Consider the following 24,431-nt stretch of genomic DNA (forward strand, 5'->3'; position numbering starts at 1 on the left):
CTAATTTCCTCCATAATATTGTATCTTTGTCAATTGTATGATATAATACAGACAGATTAAAACTATTACATAAAACTATTATAAAAAATTAATGGGAACAATCTCTTTTTCAATTCCCCGCCAGTTGGTACAATCTATAACAAATAGCTTGGATATAGATAACTTTGTGGAAACCGGTACTTTGCAGGGAAATACCAGCTTTTGGGCAGCCACAATTTTTAAGAATGTTTATTCGATCGAAATAAACCCGACCTTAGTTAAACTGGTGTCTGAAAACCCTGCATGCAAAACAAATATAGAGCTTATAACCGGAGATAGCCGTACAGAGCTTTCTAAACTGATGCCTCGCCTGAAAGGAAGAAGCATCTTTTTTTTAGATGCCTATTGGCAAAATAATAAATTTTGGAAAGAAGTTGCAGGCGGAAAGGATAACGAATGTCCTTTGATGGAGGAACTTGAAGCAATATCGGCCAACCAGAACGCAATTATTTTTATAAACGAAGCCCGTCATTTTTTCGGGCCTTTGCCTTATCCTCATAAAAGCGAGCAATGGCCAACTTTTGAGCAGGTTTTTGCAAAGTGTAAGAAATTATTTCCCGATTCGTACATAACCATCGTTGACGGAGTAATTGTTTGTGTGCCTCAAGATACGGTAAATTTGGTGAATGCCTATTGGGTAGAAACATACGGTCAGCGGTTTTACGCTCCCGACCCTCAGCCTTATAAACGTTCTTTTGTAGAGAGAGTTATCTCTAAACTGAAAAGAATGACAAAAAAGAAAACAGCCAAAGAAAAAGAAGATGACACTTTTGTGTTGGATATCAATAATAACAGGTGGTTTGAGGCTCATTGCAATCTGTTTTTTGACGAACACAAATGGCTGCAAAGAGAAGATTTTAAATCGGTAGTCGATGTAGGTGCCAATGTAGGGCAGTTTGGCCGTAAGATGAGAAGGTTTTTCCCTCATGCGCATATTTATTCTTTCGAGCCTATACCGGTGGTTTACAAAACTTTGGTTGAGAATTTTGCGGAAGATAAGAACTTCACTCCCTTCAACGTGGGCTTGGGCGAAGAAAATGGAAAAATGCAGTTCTTCCTGAACGAGTTTTCCGATTCGTCGAGTATGCTGAAAATGGGCGATTTGCATAAGGAGAACTTCCCGTATACGAAAAACGAAAAGATGATAGAAGTCGATGTTAAACGCTTGGACGATTGCATTGATGCCACCAAAATACAAAAGCCGTATTTGCTAAAACTGGATGTGCAAGGCTTTGAAAAGCAAGTGATAGACGGCGGTCTCGAAATTGTGCGGAATGCGGAAATGATAATAACCGAAGCCTCGTACAAAGAACTGTATGAAGGGCAAACCTTGTTTGACGGGATGTATGAAACCATCAAGAGCTTTGGTTTTCAGTATATAGGTAATCTGGAGCAAATGGATTCGGCTTTCAACGGTGAGCCTTTGCAAGGAGATGCGATTTTCAAAAAGATAAGAAAAGATGTCTGATATAGCTATAAAAATAGAAGGAGTATCTAAACAATACCGTTTAGGAACGATTGGTACAGGAACTTTGCAGCACGACCTTAACCGTTGGTGGCACTTGGTCCGTGGCAAAGAAGACCCGTACCTGAAGGTAGGAGAACTAAACAATCGGAGCGAAAAAGCCAATAGCGATTATGTTTGGGCATTGCATGATATAAATTTGGAAATAGAGCGTGGCGAAGTACTTGGCATTATCGGTAAGAATGGAGCCGGCAAATCGACTTTGCTTAAAATCCTATCGCGGGTCACAGCCCCCACAACAGGAGTTATAAAAGCCAAAGGGCGTATAGCCTCGTTGCTCGAAGTAGGAACAGGTTTTCATGGAGAGCTGACAGGCCGTCAGAACGTTTACATGAACGGTGCCATTATGGGGATGACAAAGACGGAGATAAAAAGTAAGATGGACGAAATCATCGACTTTGCCGGAGTTGAAAAATATATTGATACACCCGTAAAGCGTTACTCGTCGGGGATGAATGTTCGCTTGGGATTTGCCGTAGCCGCTCACTTAGACCCCGAAATACTTGTAGTGGACGAAGTGCTTGCCGTGGGCGATGCCGAGTTTCAGAAGAAAGCCATCGGTAAAATGAAAGATGTATCGAAGGGAGGCGAACGTACGGTTTTGTTTGTGAGCCACCAATTGAACTCTGTCAGCGCATTGTGTAGCAAATGTATGCTAATGGAGAATGGTACGGTCAACAGCGTTGGCCAAACACAGGATATAATAGCAAAATACCTTAGCCTTGGCGATGCCGAAAAAGCTCCTGTCTGGATAAACAACAGCACTAAGTATTGGAACAGGTATTGTGCCATACAAGAGATCGCTATTGTTGACGAAAACAAGACGCTTATGGAACGAGGCTATATGGTGAACAACAACACGGGCTATGTAAAGATTCGTTTCGATGTAGAAGAAATGAATTCGGCTCTTTGTGTTGGCTTTGCCGTATACGATGCAAGGGAACAGTTGTTGTTTTGGGCTTATCATAACGATGCCCAAGAAAGCAAATGCCCTGAAATTAAAGTTGGAGAAAACGTGATTTATGGCAAATTGCCGGAGCGTTTCTTTAACGAAGGCGAATATTTTGTTAAACCCATTATCAGTCTGCATTATATAATGTGGATTATAGACCCCGCTTCGGATGCGCCTGTTGTCAGTTTTAATATAGCAGGAGGCTTGAGCGATTCGCTTACTTGGCAAATGGCTCGTCCCGGCATATTGGCTCCGGTTATAGAGTTTGTGATTTAAAGAAAAAAACACCATACATGTATTATTTTAACATATTTACAATATGAGATTAAGGAAGGTATTGAAAAACTTAGCACCTTATTTTGTTGTTGATACGATAAGGAGGAAATACGATGAACGCATTTATCAGGAACAATTGGCTGGTAGCCCGTATAGCTGTCCGGTTTGCAATAATAAAGTGGTAGATTTCTGGCCATTGCCGGCTTTATATGCCGAAGAGATGGAAAAACACGGATTTATATACCCCTCCGGTTATTTTGAAACAATGAACAAGAAACAATATCGCTGTCCGCACTGTGGTAATTCCGACCGAAACAGGCTGTATGCCATTTATCTGAAGAAGAAAATAGAACAAGGTAAAACATATTCTTTTCTGGATGTTGCTCCTAACCAAGCTTTGGCTCAACTATGTATCAAGTCGCTAGGCGACATCAAATATCGTAGTATGGACTTGTATATGGATGGTGTTGATGATAAGCTTGATATAACCGATCTCAATATTTATGAAGACGATAAATACGATATAATTTTATGTTCGCATGTGCTTGAGCATATAGAGGATGACCGCAAAGCTATGTCGGAACTTTATAGGGTTCTTAAAAAAGGTGGTTTCGGGATAATAATGGTACCTATACTACTTACATTGGAAGAGGACAAGGAAAATAAAAAATATAATACTGATGCCCTTCGTTGGAAATATTTTGGGCAAAACGATCACGTTCGTATGTATTCTAAAAAAGGATTTGTCGCAAAATTGGAAGAAACTGGCTTCAAAGTAAATCAGTTGGGGATAGATTATTTTGGACAAGATGTATTCCATAAATATGGAATACATCCACGCTCAGTTTTATATGTCGTAGAAAAATGACAAAAAAAATAAATGTAACACAACCATGTCTTCCCCCATTGGAAGAATTTATTCCTTATCTGGAAAAGATATGGGATAGTAAATGGCTTACCAACAATGGTCCGTTACACCAACAGTTAGAAAAAGAACTGGCTGATTATTTAGGTGTGAAGTATATCTCTTTATTCTCGAACGGGACATTGGCTTTAATATCTGCACTACAGGCTCTTAATATTCAGGGAGAAGTAATTACCACTCCATTTAGTTTTGTGGCTACATCACACTCTTTGTGGTGGAATAAAATTACACCGGTATTCGTTGATATAGAACCTGAATACCTAAATTTGGATCCCAACAAAATAGAAGCAGCCATAACTCCACGCACAACAGCCATTATGCCTGTACATGTTTATGGAAATCCTTGTCAAGTAGATAAAATACAAAAAATAGCCGATAAACATAATCTGAAAGTAATATATGATGCCGCTCATGCTTTTGGTGTGGAAAAGAATGGAATATCAATTCTTAACTATGGCGATTTATCTATATTAAGTTTTCATGCAACAAAAGTTTATAGCACGATTGAAGGAGGTGCCATTGTGTGCCATTCGGACGAAATGAAACACCACCTCGATAATCTTAAAAACTTCGGATTCCGAGGCGAAACCGTAGTCGAAGAGCCAGGCATAAACGCCAAAATGAACGAAGTTCAGGCAGCCTATGGCTTGCTTCAGCTGAAATATGTAGACGGTTTTATAGAACGTCGCAAAGAAATAACAGAGCAATATCGGGCTTTATTGAATGATATTCCTGGCATACGTTTTCTGAATGATATGGCAGATGTAAAACATGGATATTCATATCTGCCTATATTAGTCGATGAGGCCAAATATGGAATGAGCAGAGATAATTTGTATGAGAAACTGAAAGAACACAATATATTCAGTCGTCGGTATTTCTATCCGCTTATAAGCGATTTTGAGCCCTACAGGGAGTTGTCATCGGCCAAGGCGGAGAATTTGCCCATAGCCACCCAAATAGCAAGCAAAGTGATTTGCTTGCCGATATATAAAGATTTGGGCTTGGATGAAGTTAGTAAAATAGTAGAATTGATAAAAATAAGGGGGATATGAAAAATCATAATATCGCTGTTACTGGCGTTGGCGGAGGTGTTGGATTGAGTGTTATTAAGTCGTTGTACAACACAAGATATAATGTGATAGGATTGGATGGAGAACCACTGGGAACAGGATTATATTTAACGCCAAAATCATATAAAATTCCGTATGCAAATAACCATGATTATATACCCCAATTATTAGATATTTGTAAAAATAATGATTGTAAATTGTTATTTCCCGGCTTAGATGCCGAATTAATGCCGCTAGCGTTAAATAAGCATAAATTTGACGAAATAGGAACAACCGTTGTTGTAAGTAGGCCAGAGGTAATAACAATTTCGGATGATAAACTGGAAACCTACAAGGAATTAATTTCACTTGGGGTAAATGTGCCTAAAACTTTTGATTTGAAAGATTGGGAATATGTGAAAAACGAAATAGAATTTCCGATTATAGTTAAACAACGATTAGGAGGAGCAAGATCTAAAAACGTATACATGTTTTCTTTGGAAAAAGACTTAGTTGAATTTCTTGAAAACATAGGTGCAAATGCGGAAAAGTTTATAGTTCAAGAATATATTGAAGGAGATGAATATACTTGTGGAAGTGTTAATCTGAATGATGTTTGCAAGGGAGTGATTGTTATGCGTCGTATATTGAGGGACGGGGACACATATAAGTGTTTTTCGGAGCTTAATCCGATAATTGAATCCGAAGTTCGTAAGGTGGTAGATGCCATTAAACCATTCGGTGCATGTAATGTGCAACTACGCCTTAAAAATGGAATACCTTATGTTTTTGAGATTAATGCGCGATGCTCTGGTACTACTGCTGCAAGAACGCTATGTGGTTTCAATGAACCTAAGATGATTGCCGATTATTTATTAGAAGGAATAGAACCGAGTTATCGGATTGAAGAAAAAACAATATTACGCTATTGGACTGAGTTGGAAATTGATAATAAGCATGTCCAAGACATGAAAAACAATGCAATGTTGACTAACTGTATATAAAACATGATACTTTTTACAGGGGTAGGAAGCCTTTTTGATGCTTTTCAGAAAAAATATGAATGTAGCGCCATTTCAGCAAGACGTACGTCAACTTCAAAATTGAAGTTTGCGTTTAAGAGTGCTAGTGTTGTAATCCATAATGCAGCAAATCTGTCGCCCCATGATTTGGAATCCTCGGTTGAAGATAATTTTAATTTAACAAAACGCATTGTTGATACCTTATATGAAGTAAATCCAACGGCAAAATTTATTAATATAGGTTCCATGAGTTATCTGAAGAGTGATTCTCAATATTTGGATATTAATGATATGACTTTGTATGCGTATTCCAAATATTTGTCTGAAACATATTGTCTGAAACATCAAATGAAGCAAATAGTATTAGTGAGATTTTCAACTTTGTTTTATGAAAATCCTGAAAAAGATGGATTGTCAAAACTTATAAATGACGCGAAAATATATAATAAAGTATCTTTAATTAATGGAGGAAAAGCGTGTCGGAATTTTTTGCCGATAGATGCTGCGGTAGAGTATCTGAATAAAATAGCTTGCGGCAACTATACAGATATAAGAGACAAAATATTAAATATTGTGTCGTTAAATAAACATAGTTTTAAGGATATAGCAGACTACTTAAGAAAAGTATCTCCCTCATTGAAAATAGAGAATATAGAGCTACCCGAAGCTGAAAAAAACATTGTATTATCTGAGTTTTCTCCTCAAAGTATAAAGAATTTGGGCGTTGTCGATTTTAAATTAGAGGATTATATATTGAATTATTTTAACCAACTGGACAATATATGAGATATTTGGTATATAGTGATGTTCATGGAAATCTTCCGGCGATGGAAGCCATGCTTAAATATGCCGATGATATCGATAACTTCATCTGCTTGGGCGATTTGGTTAACTATGGGCCTTGGAGCAATGAATGTGTTGATTTGGCTCTAACGCTTCCTAATTCTATACTCTTAATGGGAAATCATGAAGTTGCATTTATTGAAGGAAAATATAGTGGGTCGAACAAATTAGTTACAAACTTTTTTGACCAATGCTTCCCATCATTTAAACGGTTAGAAGAAATCAAAACATTTAAAAATGAATATCAGATAGGAAGCACTGTGCTAAAACATACAATTTCAGAAAAATATATCTATCCCGATACGAATGTGCTTTTAGACAGAAATTATATAATAGGGCATTCTCATCATCAGTTTTATATTGATAACAGAGGTTTTCGGCTATGGAATGCTGGAAGTGTTGGGCAAAACAGGAAATATATAAACAGAATTGAATTTCTGATTTATGACACTGAAAAAGAGTTCATAGATCCTTGTTCTATTACATATGATATAGAGCAGTTAATCAATGAAATGAAAATCTGCAAATATCCTTCGGATTGTATTGAGTATTATTTGTCAAAAAAGAAACTTTAAGGAGAATTGATTTTATGGGAAAAAATATACTTTTAAGCATTTGCTGTTTGGCATATAATCATGAATCGTTTATTCGTCAATGTTTAGATGGATTCATAATGCAGAAAACTAATTTTAATTTTGAGGTCTTGATTAATGATGATGCCTCGACTGATGGAACAGCTGATATTATCAGGGAGTATGAAATCAAGTATCCAGATATAATAAAGCCTGTTTATCAGAAAGAAAATCAGTATTCTAAAGGAGTTCAGGTTTTCACTAACCTATTGTCTCGCGCCAAATATAAATATATTGCATTGTGCGAGGGTGACGACTATTGGACAGACCCCAACAAGTTGCAGCGGCAGGTCGATTTGTTGGAACAGCGTCCAGATATAGTCTTATCAGCTGAAAACGGAATGGTAGTTAATCCTTTAAATAAAAACTCGTCTCATCTGTTTAATATAGTAATGGAGGAAATGAATGTATCAACATTCGATTTACTCGAAAAGAGAAAATTCCCAACAGCATCTGTTGTGTTTCGTTCAGAATGTATTAAAGATTGTTTTAGATTGAAAGAAAACGGAGATACTATATTGTGGGTGTTATTGTCAACAAAAGGAGTGGTTCATTACAATCCGGTTGTATCATCGGTCTATAATAGGGGGGGGCACGGAGTCGTGGAATCTACGCCTAAATTACAATGGGCGAAAAAAATGGAGTCGTGGAATCGTCAAATAATCTATATTATAAAGCACTCCAAAATGGGAGAATCGTTCAACTATAAGATTTTTAAGGAGAGAAATTTTAGCGAATATTCTGCGGCATATAAAAAAATGTCATTCAAAATAGCTCCTGTTAAGAAGATGTATTGTCTTTATAAATGCTTTGTGAATAATCCTTGGATAATATTTAAGCTATTTCCATTGTGATATGTTGTATATGCTTTTTTTGCTGTAAATCTCTATATTAATGAAAAAAAAATTAAAGATAGCGTATGTAGTTAGCGGATTCCCTGAGTTATCCGAAACGTTTATTTGTAACCAGATAGCAGATATGATAGATCGGGGGTATGATATAACAATATACGCCACGCATAAGCCAAGCCCGCCTTATCATAAAATAGTTCAAGAATATAAGTTGGAAGAAAAAACGACTTACTATTCAGAATTATCTTACACGAAATTTAAATTGATAAAGGCAATAATAAACTTGATGAGTTCTTCCTTATATACCTCGTGGAATATTTTAAAATATATTTTTGGAAGAAAGTTTTTGAAACATTTACCTATTGATAAAAAAATGTTTATTCTGGGTTCTGAAATAAAAAAATCGAGAGCAGACATTATACATGTTCATTTTGCGATAAATGGAGTAGAAATTGCGAAGCTAAAAAAATGGGGAGTATTTAAAACATCAAAACTTGTGACAGCTTTTCACGGATATGATATTCAAATAGAAGAATTATACCCCGGGACTTACATTGATTTGTATGAACAATGTGAAATATTTACAGTAAATTCTGAGTATTCGAAGAAATTGATAGTAAAGACAGGCTGCCCTCTTAGTAAAATAAGAATGTTGCCAGTTGGTTTAAATGTAGATAATTTTAAACCAACCAATAGAGATGATTCAACATCGAACAAACCTCTGAAGATAATATTTATTGGACGATTAATTGAATTTAAAGCTCCTGATTTAGTAGTGGAAATTTGCCGCTTATTAGTCGAAAATAAAATTTCTTTTACGTGTAAGATTATAGGGCGAGGAGCGCTTTTGCCTCAACTATCAGAAATGATTAACGAATATAAGTTGACCGATAGAGTGGAATTGATGGGGGGACAAACCCAAGAACAAATTATAGATATAATGAATCAATCGGATGTGTTTTTGCTTCCGGGTATTTATGATAAAACAGGACGAGCGGAGAATCAAGGATTGGTTATTCAGGAAGCTCAGGCTATGGAATTACCGGTAATAGTTTCGAATGTGGGAGGTATGCCGGAAGGGTTAATTGATGGCAAAACTGGATTCGTGGTGAATGAGTACGATCTTGAGGGCTTTGTTGAGAAATTAAAATATTTGGCAGAAAATAAAGATGAGAGGATACGAATGGGGCGAAATGCCCGGAAATATGTAGAAGAAAATTTTTCGAGCAAACTCTTGGGAGATAGGTTGGAAGATATATATTGATTTTTTTTAATCACTAAGTAAAATATATAGTATTTTAGGAATGCGTCTAACTATTACAAAACGATTATAAATAATAGAATATGAACGATACACATCAAGCACAACCTTTGGTCACAGTAGTGATGCCGTTTTTTAACGAAGAGAGGTTTATAGCAGCAGCTATAGACAGTATAATTGAGCAAACATATAAAAATTGGGAACTGTTGATAGTTGACGACGGGTCAACCGATGGCTCAGCTGCAATAGTGGACAGTTATATAGGTACAGATCCCCGATTAAGACTATACAAACGACAATCGAAACAAAGAGGTGCATCGGTATGTCGTAACATAGGTTTAAGGGAGGCTAAAGGTGACTATATTATCTTTTTCGATTCTGATGATTTGCTTTTTCCTCAATGTTTGGAAAACCGGGTGAATAAAATGCTCGAATACTCCGATGCCGATTTTATCGTTTTCCAGATGTGTGCTTTTTTTAAAGATGGGTATGACTATACTAATCTGTTAAGCAAAGAAAAAGATAATTATTTGTATGCTTTCCTTTCACATAATATAGCTTGGGGAACCACTTGCGCTATGTTAAAACCTAAATTTATCAGAGAGAAACTAAATGGAGGCTTCAATGAGCGATACCCTCGCCTGCAAGATGCAGAGTTCTATACAAGGGCTCTTCTTGTTGATAATGTTAACTACGAGATGTTTATAAGCCCCGAATATATTGATTGTGCTTACCGTATGGAACAAGGGAAATCACTCAATATAGAAATTGCTTTAACGGGTTTTTCTTATTATATAGAAGATTTTTATGAGCTGGTTAAGAATCGTCCCGATAGTAAAGAATGTATATTTCGGCTATCGCAATTGTACACAAAATGTTTTAGTTATCTGACTATGTTTACCGACAAGCAGACCATAAAACCACACATAGAAGCGGCTTACGGAATAATAAGGAAAGCACGCAAAAGAAAAATAATTCCTTTACTAAAAGGCCTTCAAAACCGGATAATGCTGTTTTGTCTGAAAAACAATTTATATGATAATAGGCTTTTACGTAGACTTTTGAGTATGGTCGGGATAAAAGCATTCTATAAGTTTGATTAATGAAAAAAATGGCTAATCCTATAATATCTATAATAGTGCCATGTTACAATCAGGCACAATATTTGCCAGAAACTTTACAGTCTGTACTGAAGCAATCTTTACAAAATTGGGAGTGTATTATTGTTAACGATGGTTCGCCCGACAACACAGAAGAAGTTGCTTTGGAATGGTGCGGCAAAGATGCCCGCTTCAAATATCAGAAAAAAGAAAATGGAGGGATTGCCAGTGCGCGTAACTACGGGATAGAGCATTCTACGGGGAAATATATCTTGCCTTTAGACTCTGACGACTTGATATCAGAGGATTATGCAAAAGAGGCTGTCGAGGTTTTAGATACAGACCCCTCTGTAAAGATCGTTTTTGCGAGAGCTGAACTGTTTGGAGAACTGAACGGCGAGTGGGATTTACTGCCATACTCCTACACAAACGAGCTTTTTATAAGGAACTGCATACATTGCTCGGCTGTGTTCAGACGTAGCGACTATGATAAGACAACGGGCTATAACTCTAACATGAAAAAAGGGTGGGAAGACTATGATTTTTATTTAAGCCTGCTTGAGCCTGACGATAAAGTTTTTAAGATAGATAAAGTTCATTTTTATTATCGTATTAAGGAAGTTTCAAGAAATGCCGGAGTTACTGAAAGTATAGAGGCGGAACTTCGCCTGCAGCTTTTCAGGAATCATCAGGAGGCCTACTTGAAGTATATGGATCCCATAGAAATGTACAGACAACTACGCCGTTTGGAGTTGATAGAACAATCAACACAATACAAGGTTGGAGGGATGGTTTTGGCTCCGTTGCGTTGTCTGCTCAAAATATTTAAAAGAAAGGGTTAGTGCACTTATGGTATATATAGAGCTAAACGGACGGATAGGCAATCATCTATTTCAGATAGCAGCAGGTATTTCGTATGCCAAGAAGCATGGTATGGAATACACTGTTATAACTCACGATGGATACAAATTGGCTCCACCCGATAACTGTTATATAAAGGATTATATAAAGCAGTTTAATGACAATATCCTTCGTAATGTTACAATAAATGGGGGTAGGCCATCGCACGATTGTTACTACTATTATGAAACTGAATATACATACAAGGAAATTCCGGTGTTTGACAGGGATATCTTGCTGTATGGCGCTTTCCAGTCCGAAAAATATTTCGATAGCGAATTGGTAAGGGAATTATTTTCTATCACACCCGCAATAAAAGAATATATTTACAGCAAATACGGAAACATCTTGGAGCAAGGCGTAACGGCTATCAATGTGCGCCGGGGCGACTATTGCAAGCAGCCTCATAAATACATGCTTTGCTCTATGGACTATTATAAAAAAGCGATAGAGTATATTGGCAAGGACAAAAAGTTTTTGGTTATCAGTGACGATATAAAGTGGTGCAAAAAAGAATTTCTGGGCGATAACTTTTATTTCGTAGACGACGAAGAACCGATTATAGACCTGTACATTCAAACGCTTTGCGAGAATAATATAATAAGCAACAGCACCTTCAGTTGGTGGGGCGCTTGGCTGAATCCAAATCCCGGTAAGACGGTTGTTTGCCCAGATCATTGGTTTGGCCGGTTTTATAAGTATAGCACCCAAGACCTGATTCCTACCGATTGGATTCAATTAGAAAATAAATTATCTTCGGGCATGGAACTAAAGGCATCGTTGCTGATGGGTATCGAAAACATGAAAAAATTAGCTCCACAGTCGCTGAAAAATAAAATCAAGAAGGCTCTGAAATGAAAATTGTAACTCTTAGCACGAAAGATACACTGGGCGGCGCGGCACGGGTTGCATACCGTTTGCATGAGGCATACAAAGCCAAAGGGGTAGACGAGATGCTTCTGGTCAGTGCAAAGCAATCGGCCGACGCATCGGTTGTCCGTTTTGTTGAATACCATAAACCCAAAGGAATGCTTGGGCAGATGGCCGAGGCTGTGTATCACAAACTAAGAGAACGCAAACGCCTACGGAAATGGAATAAATATAAGAACCGGAAAGACGTTGTTTTTACCGATTTGGAAATTTCCCTGCTTGGCGACACGCTTCATAAAATAGATTTCAATGTTTTGCACCTGCATTGGGTGGGCGAATGTTATGTTAACTTCACAGAATTCAGGGATATAGATAAACCCGTTGTTTGGACATTGCACGATTGTTTCGCCTTTACTGGAATTTGCTCGTATTTCGAAACCTGCAATAAATACCAAACTCACTGTGGCGATTGCCCATTGTTACAGTCGGGACAGGAAAAAGACCTCAGCTATAAGGTTTTTGAACAAAAACTGGAGCGATACAAAAATATAGACTTCCATATAGTAAGCCCCAGCCGGTGGTTGGCCGACAGGGCAAAAGAGAGTGCATTGTTGGGGAAATATCCCATACATGTTATACCTAACGGGTTGGATACGAACTTTTTTTATCCTATTCCGAAAGAATCGGCAAAAAAGGCTTTAGGCATCAATCCCGATAAAACTGTATTTTTGTTTGGGGGGATCGCCATCGATAAAGACCCGCGCAAGGGGGGGCGTTTGTTGCTCGAAGCCTTGCATAAGTTTAAAAAGGAGCAGAATAGGGATGATATAGAAATTCTTTTGCTCGGAACAAAAAATAATGATATAGACTACGGATTTCCGGCAACACCGTTGGGCTACGTCACCGACGAACGTTTTATCCGTATTGCTTATTCGGCAGCCGATTTGACATTGTTGCCATCCATGCACGAAAATCTGCCGACAACCATAATGGAAAGCATGGCTTGTGGAACGCCCACCGTTTCGTTCAACATTGGCGGTAATGGCGATATGGTAGACCACAAAAAGAACGGGTATCTGGCTCAGCCTTTCGACACCGACGATTTTAAGGATGGCATAGTTTGGTGTTTGCAGAACAACGAAGGTAGTATTTTGGAGCGACTGGCGAGGGAGAAAGTCTTGGCCGAGTTCAGAATAGAAGACATTGCTCAAAAATACGTGGATTTATATAATAGTTTGGCTCAGAAATGAAAGTCTTGTTCGATCATCAGATATTTCAAACCCAGCGTTTTGGTGGGATATCCAGATACTTTGTCGAGATAATGAAGCATCTGCCTCAGGAAGGCGTGGAGGTCGATTTGGCTGTGAAGTACACATTCAATGAATATCTGCGCGATAGCGGTTTGCCGTGCGAATACAACCGCCAGCTCGTAAATGAGTTTCTGCCACAATACAAATTCAGAGGGCAGAAAGCTGTGGTGCGTCTGCTCGAAAAATATTTCCCCAAGAAATATCCCCGAATGATGCACGAAAATTATCTCTATATGAGGCAGAAAATATCGGCGGGCGATTTTGACATTCTCCATCCTACGTTTTTTGACGACCATTTTCCGGCTTTTCTGAACAAGGACAAACCTTATGTGCTTACCGTGCACGACATGATTGTGGAACTCTATCCCGAGTTTCTTAACAATCCGCTTTTTATCAAGCGGAAAAGGCAGTTGGCCGAGAATGCCGCTCATATTATTGCTGTGTCTGAAAACACAAAAAAGGATATTGTGGATCTTTTCGATATAGACCCCAACAAGATATCGGTAGCGTATCATGGTTCTTCCCTCAAGGAAACGGGCAGTGATATTGCTTTACCCAAGCGGTATATACTATACGTTGGCGACCGCAGGCTTGGGTACAAAAACTTTGCTTTTTTTGTCAGTTCGGTATTGCCTATACTCAACGAATTTGCCGATGTGCAAATAGTATGTACGGGCAATGTCTTTACGAGCGAAGAAAAGGTATTTTTTAAAAACTTAGGGATAAATGACCGCGTGAAACATATTTTTGTTTCTGAAAACGATTTGTTTACGATATATAATAAGGCTGAGATGTTTATGTATCCATCTTATTACGAAGGGTTTGGTATTCCCATCCTTGAGGCCTTCCAGAGCTGGTGTCCTGTTGTATTGGCCGATGCCAGTTGCTTCAGAGAGGTTGCCGGAGATGCAGCCCTGTATTTTGACCCAAAATCTGCTAAACAATTGCAGAACAATGTGAGGGCACTGTTGACCGACAAGGAATTAAGAGCCGGGATGATACGAAAAGGTACGGAGCAGTTGGAAAAATACTCGTGGCAAAAAACAGCACACGATACGGCAAATATTTATCGTAAGGTATTGGAAAACAGAAGATGAATAAGGTATCTGTCATAACTATAACTTTCAATAATGCGGCAGGTTTGCGCAAAACACTTGCAAGTGTGGTTGGGCAAACCTACACCAATTACGAGCATATAGTAATTGATGGAGGTTCTACCGACGATACATTAGCCGTTATAAAGGAATATGAGCACAATATCACTTATTGGGTGAGTGAACCTGATGGTGGTATTTACAATGCTATGAATAAGGGTATTGCCGTAGCTAAAGGCGATTACGTTCATTTTCTGAACGGAGGCGATGCTTATGCGTCGGACGATGTTTTATCTGCATTTTTTTCGGAAGAAAGAAGCATTGCCTTTATCCGGGGAACGCAGATATGCAATTATGGCAACAGAACGGAGGTGTGGACTAACTTAGGCCCCCGAAGGGTTACTTTCTATGATATGTTTGTCAACACGATGTTGCATCAGGCAACGTTTATCCGTACAGACTTATTCAAAAAATACGGGCTGTATGACGAGGCCTTGAAAATAACATCCGATTGGGTTTTCTTCTTCAAAGCAATATTAGGAGGCGAAGACACCCTGTTTATAGATAAACCCATAGTCGATTTTGAAATGTACGGGCTTAGCACAAACCGGGAGTATGGGGCTTTGCTGAAAGCGGAAAGATTTGAGATGATAAAAAAATTAACACCCCCTAATCTGTATGACGATTACAGGCGGATGTGCAATCAGGAGAAGGACGAGTATATTGTCCGTTTCGTAAAGTCAAATAAATTTTTCGTAACGGTATTCAAGGTTTTTCGTAAGTTATGCCTGTCGGTTGGGATAGGTAAAGAGTGAACTGCTAAACTTTTTATAAAAAATGGCTAAATTGTCTGTCATCACAATAAATCTGAACGATAAGAATGGTTTGCAAAAAACCATCAATAGTTTAATGTGCCAAACCTATCAGGATTTCGATTTTTATGTGATAGACGGAGGCTCTACCGATGGCAGTGTTGATGTAATAAAACAGTACGAAAACCGTATCACTTATTGGGTGAGCGAGCCCGACAGAGGCATATACAATGCCATGAACAAAGCCATTGCGAAGGCAGAAGGCGAGTATTGCTATTTTCTGAATTCGGGCGACTATTTGGTTAACGAAACTGTTTTCGAATCGGTTTTCAAAGGCGACCCTCATGAAAGCTTTATCTGCGGAAACTTTTATTACGAAGAAAACGGAGTCCGTACCCATCAGACCGAATACCGGGAGCGCGATTGGGCATTTGCTCTGTACGATATTTATTCGGGATACCTGTGTCATCAGGCATTCTTTATACGGACAGACAATTTCCGGAAATACGGATTGTATTCCGAAGAATACAAAATACTTTCCGACTGGAAACTGTTTCTTGAAGCCATCGGGGTGAATCACGAAGCGGTAAGGTATGTCGATACCGATATTGTGGTATATAATCTGGGTGGAATCAGCTATACGATAGGTGGCAAAGCAATTTATAAGGAAAAAGTAAAAATCGCTGAAAACGTTTTGTCGCCCTACCTTTTTAAGAAGCTTAACAGGCTCTATTACCTGCAACGAAACGATTTTTACGTAGATTTTATCTTCTCCCGGAAATGGATAACCTTTATAATTAAATGCTTTATGAAGGCATGTTATGTTTTAAAAATATCTAAACCATAGGGTATTGTTGTTTAAATTAATGTATTTTTGTCAGGATTGAATAGACCTTAGTGATGAAGCGTATTTTTCTTGTTGGGTATATGGGGGTTGGAAAAACCACTTTAGGAAAAGCACTGGCAAGACGGCTGTCGTTAAGTTTTATTGATTTGGACTTGTTTATCCAAGCCCGCTACCAGAAAACCGTGAAGCAGATGTTTGCCGATTTTGGAGAAGATGGCTTCAGAGATATTGAGCGTAAGGTGTTAAGCGAAGTGTCTGATTTTGAAAATGTTGTTATTTCTACCGGAGGGGGAACTCCGTGTTTTTTCGATAACATGGATCTTATGAACAAAAAAGGCAAGACGGTTTATCTGGAAGCCAGCACCGAGGTTTTATTTAAACGTTTGCATCCGAGAAAGGACAAAAGGCCGTTGTTGTATGGTAAGTCGGACGAGGAACTCCTTTCTTTTATAAAAGAGAATCTGGAAAAAAGAACTCCCTTTTATCGGAAAGCGAAGTATATATTTAACCCACAGGGCGAAATCGGCAGAAATGATATAAATAAACAAATAGAACTTCTTTTGTTTCAGTTAAATATAAATATAAATGAAAAAGATTGACTTTAAATTTTTAGCTGTTTTATTGATTGCGGTATTCTTTAGCAACAATCTTTCGGCTCAAATTAGTAAAGGAGGAACGCCTCCCAGTTTTAATTATCCTAATCTATTACGTTCAACAATCAAGACTTACAGAGCGACTTTGAACTTTGATGTTGAGCAGTTAAGAAAAGAAGATCAAGTAACAGACCGTAACGGAAACCTGAAGCGTATAGCCGTTAATGTTCCTGTTGATGTGGACATAGCTCGTACCGGTGAATGGACAGTGCTTCCCGATGGAAAAGAGATATGGCAACAAAAAATACAAGCCCCCAATGCTGAGGGTTTGATTGTTGTTTATGAAGATTTTTATATTCCCAAAGGCGGCGAATTGTTTTTGTACACAGCCGATAAATCGCAAGTGATAGGTGCTTATACACACGAAACACATCCTCAAGGTGGAGCATTCTCTACACAAAACCTGTATCAGGATGAAATTATTCTGGAATACGTAAAATCGTCAACTACCGACGAAGCTCCCAGAATTAAGGTACAAGAAGTAGGTTACATATACGGCAAAGCCGGGCTTGACGATTTGGAACCGGGTTACTCAGCCCATTGCCAGATAGACGTAAACTGTTCGGACGGCGATAATTGGAAAGATCAGTCGAGAGGTGTTGTGCATATACAAATGGCTTTTGGAAAAGACTGGTACATATGTAGCGGTTCGTTGGTGAATAATGCGAAAGAAGATAAAACTCCATATATTTTAAGTGCATGGCATTGTTTTATTGATGGTTACAAGACTGCCGACTATGCAACAACGCAATACTATTTCTTTTACGAGTATAAAAAATGCGGACGTTTTACATTAGATGACGTAAAGGTGATTGTGGGTGCCGAGCCTAAGGTTATATTACCTATGAAAAAAGGTTCGGATGGAGCTTTGGTTCAGCTTTTAGAAGAAATTCCTGAAGATTGGAATGTTTATTACAATGGTTGGGATGCTACCGACACAGATGTTCAAAGTGGTGTAGTTATACATCATCCCAGTGGTGATGCAAAGAAAATATCAACATTTACATCTCCTTTGACTACTTTTGGTTATTTGGACTTTGGCGCGGGTCAGGTTTCTGCAAGCGATAGCCATTGGAAAGTTTTCTATTCTAAAACCGGAAACGGAAAAGGTTGTACTGAAGGCGGTTCGTCGGGTTCTCCAATATTTGACCAAAACGGACGTATCGTTGGAACACTATCGGGTGGACTTTCTGCTTGCGACTCTTCTGTTCAATATCAGCAAGGTCCTAATTCACCCGATTATTTCGGTAAAATGAGTTTCCATTGGGATCAATATTCCTCAAGCACATTGCATATGAGTACTTATCTCGATCCGGATAATACAGGCGTTAAATTGCTGAATGGCCTTGACCCGAAATCATCAATCGGAGAGGCTGTTATAGAAGACCGCGCATCGGTTACTATCTTCCCTAATCCGGTATCGGACATGATGAATATTTATGCTGCGGATATAATAAAATCTGTAAAAGTATATGATATAGCAGGACGCTTGGTTATTTCGGTCGAGGTGGGCGATTCTTCTACGACGGGTATTGCCACATCATCCTTAGCTAAAGGAGTGTACTCCGTATTGATTGAAACGGCTAAAGGCTCGGAAGTGAAAAAAATAATTAGGCAATAAAAAAAGTAGCAAAAAAAATGAAAAGGAATAAATTGTTTCTTAGTTTGTGCGTTTTGTTCTCTGCTTTGAGTTGGGTGTCGGTTTCGGCACAAATCAGTGAAGGTGGAACGCCTCCCAGTTTTAATTTCGAGAATACATTGAAGTTTGCTCAACAACCATACGTTGTGAACTTTACGGGAGATATTCAGAAACTGAAACTTGAAGATGAAATTTTAGTTCAGAATGGTGGCCCTCAAAGAACAGGGATGCCAATATCGGTGGATATTAATATAAATAAGACAGGAAAATGGACTACGCTTTCTGATGGACAGGAAATCTGGCAACAAACATTGAAATCGCCAGGTGCAACCGCATTATTTATTGTCTATGACGATTTGTATATTCCTGAAGGAGGAAAATTGTATTTATATACAGCCGATAGAAAACAGGTTATCGGAGCTTTCACTCATAAAAACACTCCTAATGGAGGCCGCGTATTTTCTACTGAGCCTTTGTTTCAGGACGAAGTTGTTTTCGAGTATGTGAAGTCTAAGGTTTCGGACGAAGCTCCTCGCTTATCTGTATCAAGGGTTGCTTATATGTACAATGTTGTTAGCCCTTATGCAACAGCAGATGAAGTAGATTTATCTTGTATGGTTAACGTAAACTGTCCGGAAGGAGACAATTGGCAAAAACAAAAAAGAGGAGTTCTTCAGTTGACTTATATGAATAAAGGTGGCGAATCGTTTATTTGTTCAGGTTCGTTGATTAATAACTTAAAACAAGATGGTACTCCTTACGTATTGTCGGCCGACCACTGTTTCTCTAATTTGCAGACTCATGAGGTGCTAACCGATTTCTCAACTATGGTTGCAAGGTTCAATTACGAGTACAGAGATTGTGGAAGCAATATTCCTGGCCGTGCATCTTCTTTAACAGGTGCATCGCCGCTTGTCCAGATTCCAATAAAAGGTAACTCAGATGGCTTCCTGTTTGTGATGGACGACGATGTTCCTGCCAGCTATAAGGCATATTATAATGGATGGAATGTTACATCACAGCCACCGCAAAGTGGAGTGGTTATTCATCACCCAGCGGGTTATGATAAAAAAATATCAACATTTCTTCGTCCGGCTGCTAATGCAGGAGTTTCGCAGATGGTTGATAATGTTGAAACCGGAGAGAATTCTCATTGGGCCCTTAAGTATTCAGAAACAGAGTCGGGGTTCAGTGCTATTTCCGGCGGTTCTTCGGGTTCTCCTCTCTTTAATCAGGATGGACTTATTGTTGGTACACTTACAGGAGGATATTCGTCTTGCGCATATCCGAGAGGAAAAGATATATACGGAAAATTGTGGTATCACTGGGATCAGTATGGAACAGAACCTGCAGGTCATATAAAATCGTATCTTGACCCGGACAATACAGGTGCAACGGCATTGTTGGGCTATGACCCTGCAACAGATGAACCAGGTAACCCACTATCTATTGGGGATGTAGAGAACGCAAACAACAAAGCATTGCTTTTCCCTTCTCCATTTACCGATAATCTGAATATAAACGCAGGCGACATCTTGCGTACCGTAAAAGTTTTTGACCTGTCGGGACGTACTGTATACGAAGCCAATAACCTTTCTTCGTCAACACTGACTATCCCTGCTTCTGCTTGGACAAAGGGTTCGTATATCATTGTTTTGGAAACAGAAAAAGGAAAAGAAACTCATAAGGTTATTAAATAAACCGAAACGAATGGCAAAAAGCAAGTCTGTATTTATTTGCAGCAATTGCGGAAACGAATCGCCTAAATGGTTGGGCAAATGTCCTGTTTGTGGCGAATGGAATACATACGTAGAGGAAGTAGTTGTAAAAACTACTTCCTCTCGAAGTATTAATAGAGGCATTGAGCAGTCGAAACCAAAACCTTTGCTACTGGCCGAGGTAGAAACCGGAGAGGAATCGCGCATCAACCTGCGGGACGAAGAACTGAACCGTGTGTTGGGCGGAGGGCTTGTGCCCGGCTCTTTGGTTTTGGTGGGTGGCGAACCCGGTATTGGCAAGTCGACACTCATTCTGCAAACCGTGCTTAATTTGCCCGGAGTGAAGGTTCTGTATGTGTCGGGCGAAGAAAGTGCGAAGCAGCTTAAACTCCGAGCCGACCGCATTGCTTCAGAAAATCAGGACTGTTATATAGTATGCGAAACTAATCTGGAACAGATTTTCGGGCATTTGCAAAATATTAAACCCGATTTGGTGGTAATAGATTCTATCCAGACGGTATATACCGAAGTGGTGGAATCGTCGCCGGGCAGTGTGTCGCAAGTCAGGGAATGCTCGGCAGCTATACTGAAATTTGCTAAGGAAACGGCAACTCCCACTATCCTGATAGGGCACATAAATAAGGAAGGAAGCATCGCAGGGCCCAAAGTGCTGGAGCATATCGTAGATACGGTTCTTCAGTTTGAGGGCGACCAGCATTATATGTACCGGATATTGCGGAGCATCAAAAACCGTTTTGGCAGTACGGCCGAACTTGGGATATACGAAATGCGGCAGAATGGGCTTCGGCAGGTTAGTAATCCTTCGGAGTTGCTTCTTACCCAAAACCACGAAGGTTTGAGTGGTGTTTCCATATCCGCGGCCATAGAAGGTGTGCGCCCGTTCCTTATTGAAACGCAGGCTTTGGTGAGTACGGCTGCTTACGGAACGCCTCAACGGTCGGCTACCGGGTTCGATATCCGACGGATGAATATGCTTTTGGCGGTCTTGGAAAAAAGAGCCGGCTTCAAACTGGTTCAGAAAGATGTATTTCTGAATATTGCAGGCGGCTTGAAGGTTAACGACCCGGCAATAGATTTGGCTGTGATAAGCGCGGTTCTGTCGTCGAGTTTGGATATAGCCATAGAACGCCATGTCTGCATGGCGGGCGAGGTAGGGCTTTCTGGCGAAATACGTCCTGTGAACCGTATAGAGCAACGCATATTGGAGGCCGAAAAGCTTGGCTTTTCAAAGATTCTGATACCCGATAACAACCTGAAGGGATTTACTTCCGATGTGAATATCGAGATACTGGCCGTAAGGAAAGTGGAAGAAGCTTTCAGGCAACTGTTTGGTTGAAATTGTGTAGTTTCTGCTTTTAACGGTTTTTCTGTTAGAATTATTTTGTACTTTTGTGCTCCGGATAATCAGAGCGAATATCTTGGCCCTGTAGTTTAATGGATAAAATGGAGGATTCCGGTTCCTTTGATATGGGTTCGATTCCCGTCAGGGTCACTAAGGCGAATGTATGTAAAATCTCGTAACTGTCAGTAAGTTACGGGATTTTGTTTTTTGCTACATAGGGTCTACATCGTAGTGTATGAGCACGTTTTTGTATTCTGCGTTTTTTTGCAATGCCGCACGGTAATATTCTATCGTGTCGCGCACAAACTTAGGTGAGGTTGTGGCTTCTGTTTTTATCAGTATTTTGCGTATATGTAATGCCTGTACCCGCGATACGGGCGGTTTGGTGGGTCCCAATACATTGTCGGGCGGAAAAGATTGTCGCAGGGCGGATGCAAATTGTTCCGAGAGGTGTTGCAACACAAGCTCGTCTCTCCCCCGTAGTACTATATAGATAAGCTTCAAAAAAGGTGGATAGCGGAACAGGCGGCGTTCTTCGGTTTGAGTGTTGTAAAACGATAAGTAATCGTTCCTGCAAACGTCCGCAATAACAGGGTGTTCGGGGTGAGAAGTTTGCAAAACTACCACTCCTTGTTTTTCTTTTCGTCCGGCTCGTCCGCTTACTTGTGTTATCATCTGGAAGGCACGTTCGTGCGCCCTAAAGTCGGGATAGTTGAGCATGGCGTCTGCATTCAGTATTCCCACTACACGCACGTTGCTGAAGTCTAACCCTTTGGCAACCATCTGTGTGCCAACGAGTATATCGGCTTTGTGTTCCGAAAAATCGGAGATAATGCGTTCGTATCCGTGTTTGCTACGGGTTGTATCTAAATCCATCCGCAAAACGGTTGATTGGGGAATAAGCCGTTCAACCTCTTCTTCGATGCGTTCTGTTCCGTATCCGGCCACTTCGAGGGTTGGAGTTTGGCATTCGGGACATTCTGCGGGGATGGAGTACGTTGCTCCGCAATAGTGGCAAATGAGCAGATTCTGGCCTTTATGATAAGTGAGGCTCACATCGCAATGGTTGCATTTGGGCGACCACGAACAGGTTTTGCATTCCAGCAAGGGCGAAAATCCACGTCTGTTCTGAAAAAGTATTACCTGTTCCCGATTGGTTAAAGCCAGTTCTATGTGCTTCACCAGATTGGGCGAAAGGATAGACTTCATCTGTTTCTTCCGCCTCAGTTCCTTGGTGTTGACTACCTCTATGCGGGGCAGTTCAATATCTTTGTGCCGTTTGTGGAGTCTTACCAATCCGTATTTTCCATTCAGGGCATTATAATAACTCTCTATGGAAGGGGTTGCCGAACCCAACAGGGTTTTTGCTTTGTGGATATATGCCAGATAAATAGCTGCATCGCGGGCATTGTAGCGGGGAGTGGGTTCTTGCTGTTTGTAGGAGGCTTCGTGCTCTTCGTCCACAATAACGAGGCTTAGGCGGGTGAAAGGTAAGAATATTGACGAGCGTGCGCCCAGAACAACCTGCGGAGCATTGCCATCGTCAGCCAGAAGTTTTTGCCATACTTCGCCACGCTCGTTGTCGGTAAATTTGGAATGATAGACTGCCAGTTTGTTGCCAAACACGTCCCTCAGCCGTTGGGTTATCTGCGTGGTGAGTGCTATTTCGGGCAGAAGGTACAACACTTGTTCGCCTCGTCCGATGGCTTCTTTTATCAGCCTTATATATATTTCCGTTTTACCGCTTGAGGTAACGCCGTGCAGCAGAACGGTATCCTGCCTGTTGAAACAATTAATGATTTCGTTGTATGCCTTTTGCTGATGAGGGTTCAGACTATTGACCGAATTTAAGCTGAGATTTCCATAATCAAACCGGCTGATTTCGGACGGGAAAGCCCGCAATATCCCGCGCTGAATCAGACCATCTAATACCGATACCGATGCGTTTGCTTTTTGCAGCAACTCTTTCTTGGGAACAGCAAAATGATCGGGATTTGCCGATGCGTCCCGCAGAGTAAGGAAATCGCCCAAAAGGCTCTGTTGTTTTTTTGCACGATGTAGGTGTGAGAGAGCCTCGGATAGTTCCTCGTCCGTAAAATGTTTTGCCAAAGAGACAGCAGTTTGCGTTTTAGGCGAGTAATCGGCATGTATGTCCTCGCTGAGGAAAACGGCGTTTTTTTCGGCTAAGGCTTTCACTACTGGCATAATGTTGCGGATGCCTGTCTGTTTTTCGAGTTCCTGTATTTTTACAGGTTTCTTGTCGGTAAGGGCAAAAAAAATCTTTTCTTCGGGCTGTGTAAGATTCTGCCCGGCCTGATAATCGCCATTGCGGAAAACAAAAGTCTGGCTTTCGAGCTTCAAGGCTGAAGGCAAAGCTGCTTTATATACATCGCCCACCGCACACATATAATATCCGGCCAGCCATTGCCAGAATTGCAATTGAGCAGGGAGTACAATAGGCTTGGAATCGAGCAGGGTTTCTATTTCTTTCAGATTGCCGTCGCCATCGGCCTTGTTGTGCAATTTGCTGACGATTGCCGTATAGTATTTTCGCTTACCGAACTGCACTATTACCCTGCATCCCACTGCTATATTGCCCTGCATGCTGGCAGGAACGATATACGTGAAAGTTGTTTGCAAAGGAAAAGGTACAATTACATCAGCGTAAAGCATTGTTGTATATGATATGGATTTGTTTGAGGTAAAGGTACAAAAACAGAACGAAAAAACAGGTGCTTCTCCTAAAA

The 24,431-nt window shown here is 40.0% G+C and carries 21 protein-coding genes and 1 tRNA gene; 21 read left to right on the forward strand and 1 reads right to left on the reverse strand.

Annotation, left to right across the window (positions count from 1 at the left end):
• Positions 1-91 precede the first annotated feature (91 nt).
• The 21 genes from M2132_RS07825 to M2132_RS07925 all read left to right on the forward strand — a co-directional run bounded on the left by M2132_RS07825 (position 92) and on the right by M2132_RS07925 (position 21,834).
• Entirely contained in the window at positions 92-1,507 is a 1,416-nt protein-coding gene (locus tag M2132_RS07825) for an FkbM family methyltransferase (protein WP_280672806.1), read from the forward strand.
• Complete coding sequence (locus tag M2132_RS07830; protein WP_280672805.1) at positions 1,500-2,792, forward strand: ABC transporter ATP-binding protein; 1,293 nt, start codon at positions 1,500-1,502, stop codon at positions 2,790-2,792. The genes M2132_RS07825 and M2132_RS07830 overlap by 8 nt, the downstream gene beginning before the upstream one ends.
• Before the next feature lie 43 nt (positions 2,793-2,835).
• Positions 2,836-3,660, forward strand: coding sequence for a class I SAM-dependent methyltransferase (locus M2132_RS07835; protein ID WP_280672804.1), 825 nt, complete (start codon positions 2,836-2,838; stop codon positions 3,658-3,660).
• Positions 3,657-4,772, forward strand: coding sequence for a DegT/DnrJ/EryC1/StrS aminotransferase family protein (locus tag M2132_RS07840; protein ID WP_280672803.1), 1,116 nt, complete (start codon positions 3,657-3,659; stop codon positions 4,770-4,772). Before M2132_RS07835 ends, M2132_RS07840 begins: the two co-directional genes overlap by 4 nt.
• On the forward strand, positions 4,769-5,773 hold the full coding sequence (locus M2132_RS07845; RefSeq protein ID WP_280672802.1) for an ATP-grasp domain-containing protein: 1,005 nt from the start codon (positions 4,769-4,771) through the stop codon (positions 5,771-5,773). The genes M2132_RS07840 and M2132_RS07845 overlap by 4 nt, the downstream gene beginning before the upstream one ends.
• A gap of 3 nt (positions 5,774-5,776) precedes the next feature.
• Positions 5,777-6,577, forward strand: coding sequence for an NAD-dependent epimerase/dehydratase family protein (locus M2132_RS07850; protein ID WP_280672801.1), 801 nt, complete (start codon positions 5,777-5,779; stop codon positions 6,575-6,577).
• Entirely contained in the window at positions 6,574-7,209 is a 636-nt protein-coding gene (locus M2132_RS07855) for a metallophosphoesterase (RefSeq protein WP_280672800.1), read from the forward strand. The genes M2132_RS07850 and M2132_RS07855 overlap by 4 nt, the downstream gene beginning before the upstream one ends.
• A gap of 14 nt (positions 7,210-7,223) precedes the next feature.
• The gene (locus M2132_RS07860; protein ID WP_280672799.1) at positions 7,224-8,120 is read left to right on the forward strand and encodes a glycosyltransferase; all 897 of its coding nucleotides are present in this window, start codon (positions 7,224-7,226) and stop codon (positions 8,118-8,120) included.
• A gap of 40 nt (positions 8,121-8,160) precedes the next feature.
• On the forward strand, positions 8,161-9,381 hold the full coding sequence (locus M2132_RS07865; RefSeq protein WP_280672798.1) for a glycosyltransferase: 1,221 nt from the start codon (positions 8,161-8,163) through the stop codon (positions 9,379-9,381).
• An 80-nt stretch (positions 9,382-9,461) separates the two neighbouring features.
• On the forward strand, positions 9,462-10,481 hold the full coding sequence (locus M2132_RS07870; RefSeq protein WP_280672797.1) for a glycosyltransferase family 2 protein: 1,020 nt from the start codon (positions 9,462-9,464) through the stop codon (positions 10,479-10,481).
• 8 nt (positions 10,482-10,489) lie between these two features.
• Positions 10,490-11,320: a glycosyltransferase family A protein gene (locus M2132_RS07875; RefSeq protein ID WP_280672796.1), complete on the forward strand. Its 831-nt coding sequence runs from the start codon at positions 10,490-10,492 to the stop codon at positions 11,318-11,320.
• A 7-nt stretch (positions 11,321-11,327) separates the two neighbouring features.
• Positions 11,328-12,236 carry an alpha-1,2-fucosyltransferase gene (locus M2132_RS07880; RefSeq protein ID WP_280672795.1) on the forward strand — a complete coding sequence of 303 codons (909 nt, stop codon included), beginning with the start codon at positions 11,328-11,330 and terminating at the stop codon, positions 12,234-12,236.
• Complete coding sequence (locus tag M2132_RS07885) at positions 12,233-13,498, forward strand: glycosyltransferase family 4 protein (protein WP_280672794.1); 1,266 nt, start codon at positions 12,233-12,235, stop codon at positions 13,496-13,498. The genes M2132_RS07880 and M2132_RS07885 overlap by 4 nt, the downstream gene beginning before the upstream one ends.
• The gene (locus M2132_RS07890) at positions 13,495-14,655 is read left to right on the forward strand and encodes a glycosyltransferase family 1 protein (protein WP_280672793.1); all 1,161 of its coding nucleotides are present in this window, start codon (positions 13,495-13,497) and stop codon (positions 14,653-14,655) included. Before M2132_RS07885 ends, M2132_RS07890 begins: the two co-directional genes overlap by 4 nt.
• Positions 14,652-15,467 (forward strand): glycosyltransferase family 2 protein, encoded by an 816-nt coding sequence (locus M2132_RS07895; protein WP_280672792.1) that lies wholly within the window; start codon positions 14,652-14,654, stop codon positions 15,465-15,467. The genes M2132_RS07890 and M2132_RS07895 overlap by 4 nt, the downstream gene beginning before the upstream one ends.
• A 22-nt stretch (positions 15,468-15,489) precedes the next feature.
• Positions 15,490-16,311 carry a glycosyltransferase family 2 protein gene (locus tag M2132_RS07900; RefSeq protein ID WP_280672791.1) on the forward strand — a complete coding sequence of 274 codons (822 nt, stop codon included), beginning with the start codon at positions 15,490-15,492 and terminating at the stop codon, positions 16,309-16,311.
• Between the two features lie 53 nt (positions 16,312-16,364).
• Positions 16,365-16,910, forward strand: coding sequence for a shikimate kinase (locus M2132_RS07905; RefSeq protein WP_280672790.1), 546 nt, complete (start codon positions 16,365-16,367; stop codon positions 16,908-16,910).
• A complete protein-coding gene (locus M2132_RS07910) occupies positions 16,897-18,585 on the forward strand; it encodes a T9SS type A sorting domain-containing protein (RefSeq protein WP_280672789.1) in 1,689 nt (562 codons plus the stop codon). Before M2132_RS07905 ends, M2132_RS07910 begins: the two co-directional genes overlap by 14 nt.
• A 17-nt stretch (positions 18,586-18,602) precedes the next feature.
• A complete protein-coding gene (locus tag M2132_RS07915) occupies positions 18,603-20,303 on the forward strand; it encodes a T9SS type A sorting domain-containing protein (protein ID WP_280672788.1) in 1,701 nt (566 codons plus the stop codon).
• A 10-nt stretch (positions 20,304-20,313) separates the two neighbouring features.
• Positions 20,314-21,678, forward strand: a complete 1,365-nt coding sequence (radA, locus tag M2132_RS07920) for a DNA repair protein RadA (RefSeq protein ID WP_280672787.1) — start codon at positions 20,314-20,316, stop codon at positions 21,676-21,678.
• An 84-nt stretch (positions 21,679-21,762) separates the two neighbouring features.
• Positions 21,763-21,834: transfer RNA gene (locus M2132_RS07925), tRNA-Arg, on the forward strand.
• A gap of 60 nt (positions 21,835-21,894) precedes the next feature.
• Here the strand turns inward: M2132_RS07925 and priA are convergent.
• Positions 21,895-24,357 carry a primosomal protein N' gene (gene priA, locus M2132_RS07930; RefSeq protein WP_280672786.1) on the reverse strand — a complete coding sequence of 821 codons (2,463 nt, stop codon included), beginning with the start codon at positions 24,355-24,357 and terminating at the stop codon, positions 21,895-21,897.
• Positions 24,358-24,431 lie beyond the last annotated feature (74 nt).

Source organism: Dysgonomonas sp. PH5-45, assembly GCF_029893235.1.
Classification (GTDB): domain Bacteria; phylum Bacteroidota; class Bacteroidia; order Bacteroidales; family Dysgonomonadaceae; genus UBA1309.

What these genes read in the sequence shown, in the direction of transcription:
- M2132_RS07825 (WP_280672806.1), top strand. Translation starts at nt 92, where the DNA reads ATGGGAACAATCTCTTTTTCAATTCCCCGCCAGTTGGTACAATCTATA.
- M2132_RS07900 (WP_280672791.1), top strand. Translation starts at nt 15,490, where the DNA reads ATGGCTAAATTGTCTGTCATCACAATAAATCTGAACGATAAGAATGGT.
- M2132_RS07890 (WP_280672793.1), top strand. Translation starts at nt 13,495, where the DNA reads ATGAAAGTCTTGTTCGATCATCAGATATTTCAAACCCAGCGTTTTGGT.
- M2132_RS07905 (WP_280672790.1), top strand. Translation starts at nt 16,365, where the DNA reads ATGAAGCGTATTTTTCTTGTTGGGTATATGGGGGTTGGAAAAACCACT.
- priA (WP_280672786.1), bottom strand. Translation starts at nt 24,357, where the DNA reads ATGCTTTACGCTGATGTAATTGTACCTTTTCCTTTGCAAACAACTTTC.
- M2132_RS07880 (WP_280672795.1), top strand. Translation starts at nt 11,328, where the DNA reads ATGGTATATATAGAGCTAAACGGACGGATAGGCAATCATCTATTTCAG.
- M2132_RS07860 (WP_280672799.1), top strand. Translation starts at nt 7,224, where the DNA reads ATGGGAAAAAATATACTTTTAAGCATTTGCTGTTTGGCATATAATCAT.
- M2132_RS07850 (WP_280672801.1), top strand. Translation starts at nt 5,777, where the DNA reads ATGATACTTTTTACAGGGGTAGGAAGCCTTTTTGATGCTTTTCAGAAA.
- M2132_RS07845 (WP_280672802.1), top strand. Translation starts at nt 4,769, where the DNA reads ATGAAAAATCATAATATCGCTGTTACTGGCGTTGGCGGAGGTGTTGGA.
- M2132_RS07855 (WP_280672800.1), top strand. Translation starts at nt 6,574, where the DNA reads ATGAGATATTTGGTATATAGTGATGTTCATGGAAATCTTCCGGCGATG.
- M2132_RS07915 (WP_280672788.1), top strand. Translation starts at nt 18,603, where the DNA reads ATGAAAAGGAATAAATTGTTTCTTAGTTTGTGCGTTTTGTTCTCTGCT.
- M2132_RS07865 (WP_280672798.1), top strand. Translation starts at nt 8,161, where the DNA reads ATGAAAAAAAAATTAAAGATAGCGTATGTAGTTAGCGGATTCCCTGAG.
- radA (WP_280672787.1), top strand. Translation starts at nt 20,314, where the DNA reads ATGGCAAAAAGCAAGTCTGTATTTATTTGCAGCAATTGCGGAAACGAA.
- M2132_RS07875 (WP_280672796.1), top strand. Translation starts at nt 10,490, where the DNA reads ATGGCTAATCCTATAATATCTATAATAGTGCCATGTTACAATCAGGCA.
- M2132_RS07885 (WP_280672794.1), top strand. Translation starts at nt 12,233, where the DNA reads ATGAAAATTGTAACTCTTAGCACGAAAGATACACTGGGCGGCGCGGCA.
- M2132_RS07835 (WP_280672804.1), top strand. Translation starts at nt 2,836, where the DNA reads ATGAGATTAAGGAAGGTATTGAAAAACTTAGCACCTTATTTTGTTGTT.
- M2132_RS07840 (WP_280672803.1), top strand. Translation starts at nt 3,657, where the DNA reads ATGACAAAAAAAATAAATGTAACACAACCATGTCTTCCCCCATTGGAA.
- M2132_RS07895 (WP_280672792.1), top strand. Translation starts at nt 14,652, where the DNA reads ATGAATAAGGTATCTGTCATAACTATAACTTTCAATAATGCGGCAGGT.
- M2132_RS07910 (WP_280672789.1), top strand. Translation starts at nt 16,897, where the DNA reads ATGAAAAAGATTGACTTTAAATTTTTAGCTGTTTTATTGATTGCGGTA.
- M2132_RS07830 (WP_280672805.1), top strand. Translation starts at nt 1,500, where the DNA reads ATGTCTGATATAGCTATAAAAATAGAAGGAGTATCTAAACAATACCGT.
- M2132_RS07870 (WP_280672797.1), top strand. Translation starts at nt 9,462, where the DNA reads ATGAACGATACACATCAAGCACAACCTTTGGTCACAGTAGTGATGCCG.